Raw genomic sequence first — 14,128 nt, forward strand, 5'->3', positions numbered from 1 at the left:
CCGGGCCGCGCAAGCCCGGCCTGACGCATCGCGGTCAAAGACCCTTGGACCGATAGGTCTGCGCCACCCGCCCGATCGACACGATATAGGCCGCGACCCGCAGGTCCTCCACGTCCTGCCGGCTGTGCCAGACCTCGCGCATCGCCTGGTAGGCCGTGCGCATCGTGTCGTCGAGGCCGGAGCGCACCAGCGCCAGCTCGTCCGAGCCGGTCAGGAACCGTTCCTTGAAATCCTCCGCCAGCGTCCAGCCCAGGCCCTTGTCGGCGCTCAGACGCTCCAGTTCCTCGACCAGAAGACGGCTGCGCGCCTCTTCCGCGCGGCGCTGCATCCGGCCGAATCGGATGTGGGACAGGTTCTTGACCCATTCGAAATAGGAAACGGTCACGCCGCCCGCATTGGCATACATGTCAGGGATGATGACGCAGCCCTTGCGGCGCAGGATCTCGTCGGCGCCGAACGTCACCGGGCCGTTCGCCGCCTCGACGATCAGCGGCGCCCGGATCCGCTCGGCATTGCCCAGGTTGATGACACCCTCCATCGCCGCCGGGATCAGGATGTCGCAGGCTTCCTCCAGCACCGGCGCGCCATCCGCGACATGGGTCGCGTTCGGATAGCCGACAAGGCCCCCGTGGCGGTTCATCCACTGTCGGACGTCCTCGATGTTCAGCCCCTTGGGATCCAGCAGCGCCCCGTCGCGCTCGATCACCGCGATGACCTTGCACCCGTCCTCCTCGGACAGGAACTTGGCCGCGTGATATCCCACGTTGCCAAGGCCCTGCACGATCACGCGCTTGCCATCAAGGCCGCCGGTCAGCCCGGCCCTGGCCATGTCCTCCTTGTGGCGGAAGAACTCGCGCAGGGCATATTGCACTCCCCGGCCCGTCGCCTCGACCCGGCCCTGGATGCCGCCGGCATGCGGGGGTTTGCCCGTCACGCAGGCCTTGGCGTTGATGTCGGTGGTGTTCATCCGCGCATACTGGTCGGCGATCCAGGCCATCTCGCGCTCGCCCGTGCCCATGTCGGGGGCGGGAACGTTCTGCGCCGGATGGATCAGGTCGCGCTTGATCAGCTCGTAGGCGAAGCGGCGGGTGATCTGTTCCAGCTCGTGCTCGTCCCATTGGCGCGGGTCGATGCACAGTCCGCCCTTCGACCCGCCGAACGGCGTCTCCACCAGCGCGCATTTGTAGGTCATCAGTGCCGCCAGCGCCTCGACCTCGTCCTGACTGACCGAGAGGGCATAGCGGATGCCGCCCTTGACCGGCTCCATGTGTTCCGAATGGACGCTGCGATAGCCGGTGAAGGTCTCGATCTTCCCGCGCAGGCGGACCCCGAACCGCACCGTGTAGGTCGAGTTGCACACCCTGATCTTCTGCTCCAGACCCGGGCTCAGGTCCATCAGCTTTGCCGCGCGGTTGAACATCAGGTCAACGGATTCGCGGAAACTCGGCTCTTTCGTCTGCTGCATTCTGGCCCTCCCTGACAGGCCGCGCCTGGGGCGCCGGCGCGGCGAGACTAGCCGGCGACAGGGGGCCGAGGGAACCCCGGAAGCGGATTTTCGCCGCCGGCCGATCTCGGCGGGTTCCAGCCCAACTGCCTGCGAATCGGGCATCCGGCAAAGTGTTGCCGAACGGTTTACGACGGGCGAAGTTTCCACGCTCGGTCGTCAACCGCGGTCTTTGGGGCAAATTGTTTCCGGATTAGGGCGAACACGGCGAGGAGTCTCAGGATTTGCCTTACTTCTGCCAGAAGTTATGCCTAACTCGACGCTTGGGGTTCCGTCGGTATTTGGCGGGCAATTGCTGCTTATGGATCGTGCCATGTTTGACAAAGCTGCCAAGCTATCCGTTTCCTCACGCTTCCGTCGCAAGGTCACGGCCTTCCGGACCGACGAAGGCGGCGCGATCGCGATCTTCGTCCTGATGATCTTCGTGATGATGCTGCTCGTCGGCGGCATCGCCGTCGACGTGATGCGCGCCGAGATGCGGCGCGTCACCTACCAACAGACCTTCGACCGTGCGGTGCTCGCCGCGGCGAACGTCTCGCTGCCGCCCGACCAGACCCCGATCACCGTGGGCCAGAGCTGGTACAACGTGGCCGGCCTCGACGACGAGTTCATGGTCGATTACGGCACCCCGACCTTCACCGGCACCTCGACCGCCAGTTCCCGCGAGGCGAAGGCCGTCGGGCAGGTAAGGTCCTACAACCATTTCATGCACATGCTGGACGTGCCCTACTTCACCATGCCGGTGAAGTCAGCCGCCCAGCAGGGCGTGTCGAAGATCGAGGTGATGATGGCGCTCGACATCACCGGCTCGATGAACGAAGCGTCCGGGTCCACCACCAAGATCGCCGCGCTGAAACAGGCGGCGTCGAACTTCCTGACCATCCTCAAGTACAGCAAGGATGCCGGTGGCAACTACACGGTGCCGAAGGATCCCAACAACCTGATCTCGATCGGGATGGTGCCCTATTCGTCCAGCGTGAACATCCCGGCGAACCTGCGCAGCCAGTTCACCGTGTCGCATCTCTCCTCGTGGGATGGCATGGCCAACCAGGGCGTGCCGAAGACGAACTGCTTCGAGATCCCGGAAAGCACCTACGGCACGATGGCGCTTTCGCGCACCAGCGCGATCCCGATGCAGGCCGTGGCGCATACCCAGGGCAGCGCACCGGGTGTGGGGACCATCACGCTGCCGGGAGCGACAAATACCAACGGTGCCAACGGCGGCATAGTCAACCTCGGCTACACCGCCGCGGTGGAGCCGCAGATCAACAACGGCAGCTACACCTGCCATCACGGCGACAACCCCAGCACCGGTGCCGATGAATGGGCGTCGAACCTGCTTGCCATGCCGACGACCAACATCGCGGCGCTGAAGACCCAGATCAACTCGTTCCGACCGCGCGGGACGACCTCGATCGCCGCGGGCATGCGCTGGGCCACCGCGCTGATCGACGAATCCGCGCGTCCGATCTACGACAACATCGTCCCCGAGCCCGCCATGGCGGGACGGCCGGCGGCGAACAACGACAATGACACCCGCAAGATCATCGTCCTGATGACCGACGGGACCCATGTCAGCAGCAAGTTCGTCAGGGACGCATACAAGTCCGGCCCTTCGCCCATCTGGCGCGGCACCGACGGCCGCATGGCGATCGAATTCAACGACAGCGGCATCGGCCTGACCGGCGGCACCCGGCCGGGGATCAACCCGACGGGCACCACCCCGCCCGGTCCGGTCAATTCCTGCTCAGGCTGGTCGCTGGCGAACCGGGTCGTCGACGGCGTTACCGTCAAGCGCAACTTCTTCGTGCCGCACCTGAAGGCCAACGCTGTCCGCAGGACAACCGACCCCAACCGCCCGGAAGGCAACGGCAACACTGGCGGCGACGTCGCCGGCGCCTGCGATCCGCGGGCCTGGATCGCGCCCACCGGCGGTGCGCCGCAATGGCCGGGCAGCGGTGTCGTCCGTCGCCTCGACTGGTCCGAAGTCTGGCGCTACGCCACCGTGGACTGGGTGATCGAGCAGCTCTTCATGCGCTCGAACGTCACCGGCGCCACCAACTACAACACCGTCTACAACACCATGGTCGGCGACTGGATGAACGGCACGGCCAACATGGACGCCCTGCTGGCCCAGAACTGCACCGCGGCCAAGAACGCAGGCGTCGAGATCTTCGGTATCGTGTTGGGCGACGACGTGACCCCGGGCCCGATCCAGAACTGCTCGTCCCCCGGGACCGGCTATTTCTACTGGGTCAAGAACGCCGACGACCTGAACGCCGCCTTCGAACAGATCGCCGTGCTGATCTCCGAACTGAGGCTTACGCAATGACCAGTTTCCGTCGCTTCCTGAAAGACGAGTCCGGGACGGCGACGATCGAGTTCCTGTTCGTGTTCCCGATCGTGTTCCTGGTCTTCACCGCCTCGTTCGAAAGCAGCATGTACATGGCGCGTTATGTCATGTTCGAACGTGGCGTGGACGAGGTCATCCGCCAGATCCGGCTGGGCGACCTGCGCAACGTCACGCATCAGACCCTGAAGCAGCGGATCTGCGAAAGCGGGATCATGACCGATTCCCTGACGACCTGCATGAACCGGATGCGGATCTGGATGCAGCCGGTCAACACCGCCAGCTTCGCGATGACCGCGCCGCCGGTCACCTGCGTTGACAAGGCCAGCGAAGTGAACACCGACGAGCCGCCGGCAAACGAATTCGCCTACGGCACCGACAACGACATCATGCTGCTGCGCATCTGCCTGAAGGAATGGCCGATGTTCCCGACCTCGGCGGTCAGCGTGAAGATGCCGCCCCAGCCTGACGGATCCGTCGCGATGATCGTGACCTCCGTCTTCGTGAACGAACCGGGGGCGTGACGTGATGAGAAGCCTCAAGCACCGTTTCCGCAGCTTCCTTCGCGACGAGGACGGTCTGATCCTCGCCGAGGGCCTTCTGATGCTGCCGCTCGTGGTCTGGGCGCTGGTGGCGATGTTCATCTACTGGGACGTGTTCCGGACGATCAACGTCACCCAGAAGGCCGCCTACGGCGTCGCCGACCTCCTGTCGCGGCAGAGGGACACGATCTCGACCGATTTCGCGAACGGCTTGCAGAACGTGATGGACTTCCTCACGCCCGGCGGCCACCCGGTCAAGATACGCATCACCAGCCTCGAATGTCAGGGTGCGAGCGGCGGCGGCTGCACGGCGACCGATGGCAACTACCGGCTCCTGTTCTCCTTCTCGCCGGGCGGCAAGGTGCCGCCGCTGACCGAGGCCGATATCCAGTCCTGGAAGGCCAGCAAGATCCCCATCCTGAACAACCAGGAAAGCGTGTTCGTGGTCGAGACGTCGGTGGAGTTCAAGGCCCAGTTGCAGACCGCGATCGCGGGTTTCATGGTCGGCGTCGAAGACGCCACCTACGGCCAGTTCATCGTGACCAAGCCACGCCATCGCCGGCTCTGCCTCCAGGGCACCACGACCTGCAACTGAACCTGGGCGCGAACCGCGGACAGCGGCAGCGGCTTTCCCCCGGCGGTAAGCCCGGCTAATCTTGCCGGGACTTCACCGGGGTGACCATGCGAACGCCTGCCCTTTGCCTTGCCGTGCTCGGCGCGCTTGCCGCCTGCGCCCCTTTCCCCGAGCTTGACGCTCTCGGCCCCGACACCGCGCCGCCGCCGCGGCTGCTGCCGATCGAGAGCCTGATCGGTCAGGCTGAGGTCACCGCCGAAGATCCCGGCCCGGCACTTTCCGCCCGGGCCGCCCGGCTCAAGGCGCGCGCCGCCGCGATCGAGGCCACGCCGCCCGCATCGTGACGGCGTTGCACCCCGCCCGGCTTCCGGCTAACAGACAGCTGCCCCAACTGCCGAAGGTTCCCCGATGCCTGCTGCCCCCTTGCGCCTTGGCCTTGCCGGTCTCGGAACCGTCGGCATCGGCGTGGTGAAGATCGTCCAGGCCCATGCCGACCTGATCGCCGCCCGCGCAGGCCGTCCCGTGGTCATCACCGCCGTCTCCGCCCGCGACCGCGCGAAGAACCGCGACGCCGACCTGTCCGGCTATGCCTGGGAAACCGATCCCGTGGCGCTGGCCCGCCGCCCCGACATCGATGTCTTCGTCGAGGTGATGGGCGGCCATGAAGGTCCGGCGAAAGCCGCGACCGAGGCCGCGCTTGCCGCAGGCAAGCATGTCGTCACCGCCAACAAGGCGCTTCTCGCTCACCACGGACAGGCGCTGGCCGAAGCCGCCGAGGCCGCCGGCCTCGCCCTGCGGTTCGAGGCCGCCGTCGCGGGCGGCATCCCCGTCATCAAGGCCCTGACCGAGGGGCTCGCCGGCAACCGCATCAAGCGGGTGATGGGCGTGATGAACGGCTCCTGCAACTATATCCTGACCCGGATGCAGGCCGAGAACCTGCCCTACGAGACCGTGTTCGAGGAAGCCCGCCAGCTTGGCTATCTCGAGGCGGACCCGAATCTCGACGTGGGCGGAATCGACGCGGGCCACAAGCTGTCGCTCCTCGCCGCCATCGCCTTCGGCACCCGCGTCGCCTTCGACGCCGTGGAACTGGAAGGCATCGGCAATGTCTCGATCGACGACATCCGGCTCGCCGAGGACATGGGCTATCGCATCAAGCTGCTGGGCGTGGCGCAGATGACCGGCCGGGGGCTGGAACAGCGCATGACCCCCTGCCTCGTGCCGGCCGACAGCCCCTTGGGCCAGTTGCAGGGCGGCACCAACATGGTCGTCCTCGAAGGCGACAGCGTGGGCCAGATCGTCCTGCGCGGCCCCGGCGCCGGGATGGGGCCGACCGCCTCGGCCGTCATGGCCGATGTCATCGACATCGCGCGCGGCTTCCGTCTGCCCACCTTCGGCCAGCCTGCGAGCAGCCTGACCGCCGCGCAACCCGCCCGCGCCGCGACGCCCGCGCCCTATTACCTGCGCATGACGCTGCTCGACAAACCCGGCGCCCTGGCCAAGATCGCCACCTGCCTCGGCGATGCCGGCGTCTCGATCGACCAGATGCGCCAGTACGGCCATCAGGGCGCCAATGCCCCCGTGCTGATCGTCACCCACAAGGCCGCCCCCGACGACGTGGCCCACGCCATGACCCGCTTCGCCGCGACCGGGGTCCTGGTGGGCAAGCCCGTGGCGATCCGCATCGAGGAAGTCTGACCCGTTAGCGCCACCACGCTTGCCGCGCCGCAAACCCCCGGCTACACGGGGAAAAACGCGCGAGGGACCAGATGTCTGACAAGCTGCAATTCCAGGACCGGCTCCTGTCCCTTGGCCTTGCCCGCGTGTCCGAGGCCGCCGCCCTCGCCTCGGCCCGCTTCATCGGCCGCGGCGACGAGAAGGCCGCCGACCAGGCCGCCGTCAACGCCATGCGCGACCAGCTGAACCTTCTCGACATCAAGGGCGTCGTCGTCATCGGCGAGGGCGAGCGCGACGAAGCACCGATGCTCTACATCGGCGAGGAGGTAGGCTCGGGCAACGGCCCGGCAGTGGACATCGCGCTCGACCCGCTGGAAGGCACGACGCTCACCGCCAAGGACATGCCGAACGCCCTGACCGTGATCGCAATGGCCCCGCGAGGCACGCTTCTGCACGCCCCCGACGTCTACATGGACAAGCTCGCCATCGGTCCCGGCCACAAGCCCGGCACGGTGACGCTGGCCATGTCGCCCTCCGAACGGGTCTCGGCGCTCGCGGCCGCCAAGGGCTGCTCGACCGAGCACATAACCGTCTGCATCCTCGACCGTCCCCGGCACGAGGACCTGATCGCCGAGGTCCGCTCCACCGGCGCGGCGATCCGGCTGATCACCGACGGCGACGTGGCCGGCGTCATGCACTGCGCCGAGCCGGACATCACCGGCATCGACATGTACATGGGCTCGGGCGGCGCGCCGGAAGGGGTGCTCGCCGCCGCCGCGCTGAAATGCATGGGCGGGCAGTTCTTCGGCAAGCTTCTGTTCCGCAACGAAGATGAGAAGGCCCGCGCCAGGAAGGCCGGCATCACCAACTTCGACCGCGTCTATACCCGCGACGACCTGGTGAAATCCGACGTGATCTTCGCAGCGACCGGGGTCACGAACGGCTCGCTCCTCGCCGGCATCAAGCGCGATCCGGGCTGGGTGACGCTCGAGACGATCCTGATGCGTTCCAAGACCGGCTCGGTCCGGCGGATGACCTACAAGACCCCGGTCCGGTGACCGGCGGCACGGGTCACTCCGCCTGAAGGTCTGCCTCGGCCTTTGCCCTGGCGGCCAGGAAGGCGACGAAGGTCTTGACCCGCGCCGCGATCAGCCGGTTGTCGGGATAGACGGCATGCAGCGGCACCGGCCTGCCCTGCCAGTCCGGCAGCACCGGCGTCAGCCGCCCCTCGCGCAGGTCATGGCCGATGATGAAGGCCGGCAGCTGCACCACGCCCGCCCCCTCCAGCGCCGCGGTGCGCAGCGCCCAGCCGTCCGACAGCTCCAGCCGGGGCGTGACCGGCACGTCCACCCGCTCCGCCTGCCGCAGGAAGGTCCAGCTGCGCCCTTGCCTGAGACCGGAAAAGTGCAGCAGGTCATGGTCCGCAAGATCCATCGGCGCCTGCGGGATCCCGCGCCGCGCCAGATAGTCGGCCCGCGCGCAGGCGATCAGCCGCGACTGGCCGATCGGGCGGGTGATCAGGTTCTCTTCCACGACCAGCGTGCCCCGGATCGCCAGGTCGAACCGGCTTTCGATCAGGTTGCGCGGAGCGTTCGACAGTTCCATCTCGATCGAGATGCCCGGATGCCCGGCCAGGAACTCGGCCACCCAGGGCACCAGGAAGCGCATCGCCAGATCGGGCGGCGCGGTCACGCGCAACCGGCCCTCGGGCACGGTCTGCTCGGCCCGCGCGGCGCGCTCGGCCTCGACCACACGGCCCGGCAGGTCGGCCAGCCGCTCGCGATAGGCCAGACCCGCGGGCGTCAGCCGCAGGCTGCGCGTCGAGCGGTGCAGAAGCCGCACCCCCAGCCGCGCCTCCAGATCGGCGACCTGGGCGCTGACCGTCGCCCGGGTCAGGCCCAGCGCCGCTGCCGCATCGGTAAAGCTTTCATGCTCGGCCACCGCCAGGAAGGCCGCCAGACCGTGCAGGGGATCCACCGTCTTCATTCGTGCGATCATCCAGACAATGCTGCAAGGTCCGGGCGATTTATCCCGGCCGTCGATTGGCCCTATACCGCACCCGGCAAAGCGATTTCGCAACGGTTATTTCATCAGGAGACAGAAGATGACCACTTTCGACCAGGCTGCCTTTTCCCTTCCCGGCGCAGGGGCCGAGGCCCTCGCCTTCGGGCGCCACATCATCCGCATTTCCGCGGACCAGACCGGCGGGAACCTCGGGTGTTTCGAATCCGAGGTTCCCGCGGGCGAAGGCACGCCCCTGCATGTCCATGAAAAGGAAGACGAATTCTTCCGCGTTCTCGAAGGCCGCTTCGCCTTCTGGTGCAACGGCGCCCGGGTCGAGCTGACCGAGGGCGGGGTGATCTGCGTGCCCCGCGGCGCCGAGCATCGCTTTCAGAACATCGGGGCCTCGCTGGGGCGGCTCATGGTGATCGTGACCCCCGGCGGTTTCGAGGGTTTCTTCCCCGCCGCCGCGCGCGAGCCCGACGCCGACATGGACCGCATCTGTCGGATCGGCGAACAGTTCAACCTGCGCTTCATCCTCGACGCGGCCGTGGCCGCCTGATCCCCCCTTGCTCCCCCGGCGCCCGGCCCTCCCCGGGCGCCCCTTTGCACGGAGACCCGAATGACCCGCCTTTCCCCCCTGCTTTTCGCCCTGCTGCCCACCCTCGCCCAGGCGCAGGACATCGACCACGGCCGCTATCTCGTGACTGTCATGGGCTGCACCGACTGCCACACGCCGGGCCATTTCCTCGGCCAGCCCGACATGGCCCGCTTCCTCGGCGGGTCCGACGTCGGGTTCGAGATCCCCGGCCTCGGCACCTTTCACGGGCCGAACCTGACCCCCGACCCGACAGGCCTCGGCGGGTGGAGCGAGGCCGAGATCGCCACCGCCATCCGCACCGGGGTCCGCCCCGATGGCCGGCAGCTGGCCCCCGCGATGCCCTGGATGAACTATGCGGCGCTGACCGACCGGGACGCCTCCGACATCGCCGCCTTCCTGAAGACCCTGTCGCCCGTTGCGAACGATGTCCCCGGCCCCTTCGCCCCGGGCGAGGCGACGGGCAACTTCGTGTTGCGCGTGGTCCCGCCCGCGCCCTGACCGGCGCGGGGTCTCGGGACCGGCGCGGCGATCCTGGTTGCCGGGCGGTAAATGTCCACGGCCAACCACCTGATTTCAAGGGACGCACCCTGGCTGTCCCGCGTGGGCAGCCAAAGCGCCCTTGCGCCGCGCCGCCCTTTCCGGCACCCCTTGCCGCATGACCGCCTTCCTGAACGTCACCGCCTCGCTGACCGGGCGCCGCTGGATCGGCCCCGACCCGGCCGCCGACCGTCTGGCCGAGGGCATGGCCCAGACAACCAGCCTGCCCCTGCCCCTCTGCCGCATCCTCGCCGCCCGGGGCGTGGCCCCCGAGGACGCTCCGGCCTTCCTCTCTCCGACGCTCCGCGACCTGATGCCCGACCCGCTGTCCCTGAAGGACATGGGCACCGCCGCCGACCGCCTCGTGCGCGCGGTGAACCGGCGCGACCGGATCGCCGTCTTCGCCGACTACGACGTGGACGGCGGCGCCTCGGCCGCGCTTCTTCTCACCTGGCTTCGCGCCTTCGGGATCGAGGCGACGCTTTACATCCCCGACCGCATCGACGAGGGCTACGGCCCCAACGTCCCCGCCATGACCAGCCTCGCCGCCGCGCACGACCTGATCCTCTGCGTCGATTGCGGCACGCTCAGTCACGAGCCCGTCGCGGCGGCGAAAGGGGCGGATGTGGTGATCCTCGACCACCACCTCGCGCTGGAGACGCTGCCCCGGGCGCTGGCCGTGGTGAACCCCAACCGCCAGGACGAGGACGGCACCCTCGCCCATCTCTGCGCCGCCGGGGTGGTCTTCCTCCTCCTCGTCGAGGCCAACCGCCGCCTGCGTGCCGCGGGCCGGCAGGGTCCCGACCTGATGGCGATGCTCGACCTCGTGGCGCTGGCGACGGTTGCGGACGTGGCACCCCTGGTCGGCCTCAACCGCGCCTTCGTGCGCCAGGGGCTCAAGGTCATGGCCCGCCGCGACCGCCCCGGCCTGCGCGCGCTGGCCGATGTCGCCCGCATGGACCAGGCTCCCACTCCCTACGCGCTCGGCTTCCTCCTCGGCCCGCGCGTCAACGCTGGCGGGCGGATCGGCCAGGCCGACCTCGGCGCGCGGCTCCTGGCCACCGCCGACGAGATGGAGGCCGCCCGCCTGGCCGCCCTCCTCGACCAGCTGAACACCGACCGCCGCGAGATCACCGAGGCCGTCCGCGCCGAGGCCCTCGCCCAGGCCGAATCGCGCGGGCTCGACGCACCGCTCGTCTGGGCGGCCGCTGACGGCTGGCACCCCGGCGTCGTCGGCATCGTCGCCGCCCGGCTGAAAGAGGCCGCGAACCGCCCCGCGGTCGTGATCGGCTTCGAGGGCGACGAGGGCAAGGGCTCGGCCCGGTCCGTCCCCGGTGTCGATCTGGGCGCGGCGATCCAGCGGCTCGCGGCCGAAGGCATGATCGTCAAGGGCGGCGGGCACAAGATGGCCGCGGGCCTCTCGCTGACGCGCGCGCAACTCGAACCCGCCATGGCGCGTCTGTCCGAGCTTCTCGCCCGCCAGGGGGCCGGCGCCGGCGGCCCGCGGGACCTGCGGATCGACAGCCTGTTGATGACCGCCGCCGCGACCGTGGCCCTGGTGGAAGAGATCGAGAACGCCGGCCCCTTCGGCGCCGCCGCCCCCGCTCCGCGCTTTGCCTTCGCCTCGGCCCAGGTCAGCGCGCGCCGGATCGGCGACAACCACCTGAAGCTCAGCGTCAGCGACGGCTCGGGCCCCGCGCTCGACGCCATCGCCTTCGGTGCCTTCGACGGCCCGCTCGGCCCGGCACTGGAAAACCCCGGCCACCGCCGCTTTCACCTGGCCGGAAAGCTGGAGCTGAACCACTGGAACGGCCGAACCCGGGTGCAACTGCGTCTCGACGACGCCGCGGTTGCCTGAGACGGAAACCCGCAAGATTCCGCTTGCAGAAGCCCTGCGCCCGATTTAGACACCGCCCACCGACAGCGCGGCCCGTTCGTCTATCGGTTAGGACACCAGGTTTTCAACCTGGGAAGAGGGGTTCGACTCCCCTACGGGCTGCCACATCACCAACATGTCAGACCCTGCGAAGTGGCAATCACGCCAGCGTGCTTGATTGTTTCGGCTCGTTGAATAGACTGCCAAAAATTACCAGCACAGGTGCCCGACGTGAAGCTGTTTTCCCTGACTGCCATTGCCCTGATCACATTTTCGCTGCCCTACGCTGCCGAGGCTGCCCGGTGCAGCGACACCGGCGGCGAATATGAGGCCTGGAAGGCCGAAATGGCGGCCGAGGCCAAGGCGGAGGGGGTCGGCAAGCGCGGCATCGACGCCCTGATGGCGACCTCCTATTCCAAGGCCACGATCGGGGCGGACCGCAACCAGAAAAGCTTCAAGTACAGCCTCGACAAGTTCCTGAGCGTCCGCGGCGCCGACACGATCGTCAAGCAGGGCCGCAGCCGCAAGGCCAAGAACGCCGGCTTCTACCAGAGCCTCGAAGCTGCCTACGGCGTGCCCGCCGGGGTGCTGATCGCGATTCACGGGATGGAGACCGGCTTCGGCGGCTTCATGGGCGACACCAATGTCGTCTCGGCCATCGCCACGCTGACCTACGATTGCCGCCGCTCCGACTTCTTCCGCCCGCATCTGATCGGGGCGCTCAAGATGGTGGACAAGGGCATGATCTCGGCCAAGACCATCGGGGCCAAGCACGGCGAGCTTGGCCATACCCAGTTCCTGCCCGGCAATGCCTACAAGTATGGCGTGGACGGCAACGGCGACGGCCGGGTGGACCTGTACAACCAGGCCGACGCACTGGCCACCACCGCCAACTACCTGCGCCAGAAGGGCTGGAAACCCGGCCAGGGCTATCAGGAAGGCGAGCCGAACTTTGCCGTGATCAAGGAATGGAACGCCGCCAAGGTCTATCAGCAGGCCATTGCCATCATGGGCGCGCAGATCGACGGCTGACCCCTTGCACTCCCCCGCGCCGGCGGCTATCTGGCGCGCCAGTGGCCCGTTCGTCTATCGGTTAGGACACCAGGTTTTCAACCTGGGAAGAGGGGTTCGACTCCCCTACGGGCTGCCACTTCCGTTACAACCCGCCTACGGCCATGTGACTGGATTTTCCGGCCGGCCCGGCTCTTATGCGTGCGACACCGCAACCCGAGGCCCCCGATGCTGCGCATCCTGACCACCCTTCTCCTGCTCTCGTCCGCCGCCCTGGCCGACACCGCCGATGGCGAGGCGCTGAAGGCCATGTCCTGGGACGAGATCGAGGCCCAGGCCCGCGGCGGCACCGTCAACTGGTTCATGTGGGGCGGGTCGGACCAGATCAACGCCTATGTCTCGGGCTATGTCGCGGACCGGCTGAAGGCCGAACACGACATCACCCTGAACCGCGTGCCGATCACAGACGCGGCCGAGATCGTCAACCTCATCCTCTCCGAGAAGGAGGCCGGCGTCACCGATGCGGGCAGCGTCGATCTCATCTGGATCAACGGCGAGAACTTCCGCTCGATGAAGCAGGGGGGCCTCGCCTTCTGCGGCCATGCCGAGCTTCTGCCCAACAATGCGCTGGTCGATTGGGACAATCCCGCCATCGCCAATGATTTCGGCGTGCCGGTGGACGGCTGCGAGGTGCCCTGGAACACCGTCCAGTTCGCCTTTGCCCATGACAGCGCCGTGGTCCCCGAACCGCCCGCCGACATGGCCGCGCTTCTCGACTGGATCCGCGCCCATCCCGGCCGCTTCACCTATCCCGCGCCGCCCGACTTCACCGGCTCGGCCTTCCTGCGCCATGTCTTCATCCACGCCGCCGGCGGCCCCGACCGCCTGATCGGCCCCTTCGATCCCGCCACCTTCGACGAGGTCTCGGCCCGGACCTGGGAGATCCTGAACGAAATCGAGCCCTTCCTCTGGCGCGCGGGGCAGACTTATCCGACGACGGTCACCCAGCTGAACGAGCTTTTCGCCAATGGCGAGGTGGATTTCAGCTTCAACTACGATCCCGCGCAGTTCGGCCTGGCGGTGCAGGCGGGGACCTGGCCTCAGACGACGCGCTCCTTCGGGCTGGCCTCGGGGACGATCGGCAACACCAACTACACGCTGATCCCGTTCAACTCGCCGAGCAAGGCGGCGGCGATGGTGGTGCAGAACCTGCTTCTGTCCGGCGAGGCGCAGCTGGAGAAAGCCAAGACCGAGGTCTGGGGCGCCGCGCCCGCGATCGTTGTCGCGCGCACCTCGCCCGAGGTGCAGGCCGGTTTCGCCGCGATCGAGGGACATCCCTCGGTCGTGCCGGCCGCCGACCTCGCCAAGGCCGCGCTGCCGGAATTGCAGGCCGACTGGCTCGAGGCGCTGGAGAAGGGCTGGGCGGAGAACGTCGGCAACTGACGGCCGCTCCTC

The 14,128-nt window shown here is 67.9% G+C and carries 13 protein-coding genes and 2 tRNA genes; 13 read left to right on the forward strand and 2 right to left on the reverse strand.

The genetic code is table 11. The features are described 5' to 3' along the window. Window positions 1–34: 34 nt before the first annotated feature. Window positions 35–1,465, reverse strand: a complete 1,431-nt coding sequence (locus FL625_RS08205; protein WP_149588176.1) for a Glu/Leu/Phe/Val family dehydrogenase — start codon at window positions 1,463–1,465, stop codon at window positions 35–37. Window positions 1,466–1,817: 352 nt separating this feature from the next. Here FL625_RS08205 and FL625_RS08210 point away from each other — a divergent pair, with 352 nt between their 5' ends. The 6 genes from FL625_RS08210 (at window position 1,818) to glpX (ending at window position 7,705) form a co-directional block, all read left to right on the forward strand. Beyond that, on the forward strand, window positions 1,818–3,836 hold the full coding sequence (locus tag FL625_RS08210) for a TadE/TadG family type IV pilus assembly protein (RefSeq protein ID WP_160147753.1): 2,019 nt from the start codon (window positions 1,818–1,820) through the stop codon (window positions 3,834–3,836). Beyond that, complete coding sequence (locus tag FL625_RS08215) at window positions 3,833–4,378, forward strand: TadE/TadG family type IV pilus assembly protein (RefSeq protein ID WP_149588178.1); 546 nt, start codon at window positions 3,833–3,835, stop codon at window positions 4,376–4,378. Before FL625_RS08210 ends, FL625_RS08215 begins: the two co-directional genes overlap by 4 nt. Window positions 4,379–4,382: 4 nt before the next feature. Next, window positions 4,383–4,991 carry a TadE/TadG family type IV pilus assembly protein gene (locus FL625_RS08220; RefSeq protein WP_149588179.1) on the forward strand — a complete coding sequence of 203 codons (609 nt, stop codon included), beginning with the start codon at window positions 4,383–4,385 and terminating at the stop codon, window positions 4,989–4,991. Window positions 4,992–5,077: 86 nt separating this feature from the next. Further along, window positions 5,078–5,314 carry a hypothetical protein gene (locus tag FL625_RS08225; RefSeq protein ID WP_149588180.1) on the forward strand — a complete coding sequence of 79 codons (237 nt, stop codon included), beginning with the start codon at window positions 5,078–5,080 and terminating at the stop codon, window positions 5,312–5,314. A 64-nt stretch (window positions 5,315–5,378) separates the two neighbouring features. After that, a complete protein-coding gene (locus tag FL625_RS08230; protein WP_149588181.1) occupies window positions 5,379–6,668 on the forward strand; it encodes a homoserine dehydrogenase in 1,290 nt (429 codons plus the stop codon). 71 nt (window positions 6,669–6,739) lie between these two features. Beyond that, entirely contained in the window at window positions 6,740–7,705 is a 966-nt protein-coding gene (gene glpX, locus FL625_RS08235) for a class II fructose-bisphosphatase (protein WP_149588182.1), read from the forward strand. A gap of 13 nt (window positions 7,706–7,718) precedes the next feature. On the opposite strand, the gene FL625_RS08240 is transcribed toward glpX, so the two are convergent. After that, window positions 7,719–8,645, reverse strand: a complete 927-nt coding sequence (locus tag FL625_RS08240) for a LysR family transcriptional regulator (protein WP_200833912.1) — start codon at window positions 8,643–8,645, stop codon at window positions 7,719–7,721. Window positions 8,646–8,751: 106 nt separating this feature from the next. Here FL625_RS08240 and FL625_RS08245 point away from each other — a divergent pair, with 106 nt between their 5' ends. The 7 genes from FL625_RS08245 to FL625_RS08275 all read left to right on the forward strand — a co-directional run bounded on the left by FL625_RS08245 (window position 8,752) and on the right by FL625_RS08275 (window position 14,116). After that, entirely contained in the window at window positions 8,752–9,210 is a 459-nt protein-coding gene (locus FL625_RS08245; RefSeq protein WP_149588183.1) for a cupin domain-containing protein, read from the forward strand. Between the two features lie 60 nt (window positions 9,211–9,270). Then, window positions 9,271–9,747: a c-type cytochrome gene (locus FL625_RS08250; RefSeq protein WP_149588184.1), complete on the forward strand. Its 477-nt coding sequence runs from the start codon at window positions 9,271–9,273 to the stop codon at window positions 9,745–9,747. A 157-nt stretch (window positions 9,748–9,904) separates the two neighbouring features. Further along, window positions 9,905–11,644 carry a single-stranded-DNA-specific exonuclease RecJ gene (gene recJ / locus FL625_RS08255; RefSeq protein ID WP_149588185.1) on the forward strand — a complete coding sequence of 580 codons (1,740 nt, stop codon included), beginning with the start codon at window positions 9,905–9,907 and terminating at the stop codon, window positions 11,642–11,644. 69 nt (window positions 11,645–11,713) lie between these two features. Continuing rightward, a tRNA-Glu gene (locus tag FL625_RS08260) sits at window positions 11,714–11,788 on the forward strand. A 111-nt stretch (window positions 11,789–11,899) separates the two neighbouring features. Further along, window positions 11,900–12,694 carry a lytic murein transglycosylase gene (locus FL625_RS08265; RefSeq protein ID WP_268815770.1) on the forward strand — a complete coding sequence of 265 codons (795 nt, stop codon included), beginning with the start codon at window positions 11,900–11,902 and terminating at the stop codon, window positions 12,692–12,694. A gap of 43 nt (window positions 12,695–12,737) precedes the next feature. Continuing rightward, window positions 12,738–12,812: transfer RNA gene (locus FL625_RS08270), tRNA-Glu, on the forward strand. Window positions 12,813–12,901: 89 nt separating this feature from the next. Next, on the forward strand, window positions 12,902–14,116 hold the full coding sequence (locus tag FL625_RS08275) for an ABC transporter substrate-binding protein (protein WP_149588186.1): 1,215 nt from the start codon (window positions 12,902–12,904) through the stop codon (window positions 14,114–14,116). Window positions 14,117–14,128: the final 12 nt, after the last annotated feature.

Origin of the sequence: Tabrizicola flagellatus, from assembly GCF_008271465.1 — a bacterium.
Classification (GTDB): domain Bacteria; phylum Pseudomonadota; class Alphaproteobacteria; order Rhodobacterales; family Rhodobacteraceae; genus Tabrizicola; species Tabrizicola flagellata.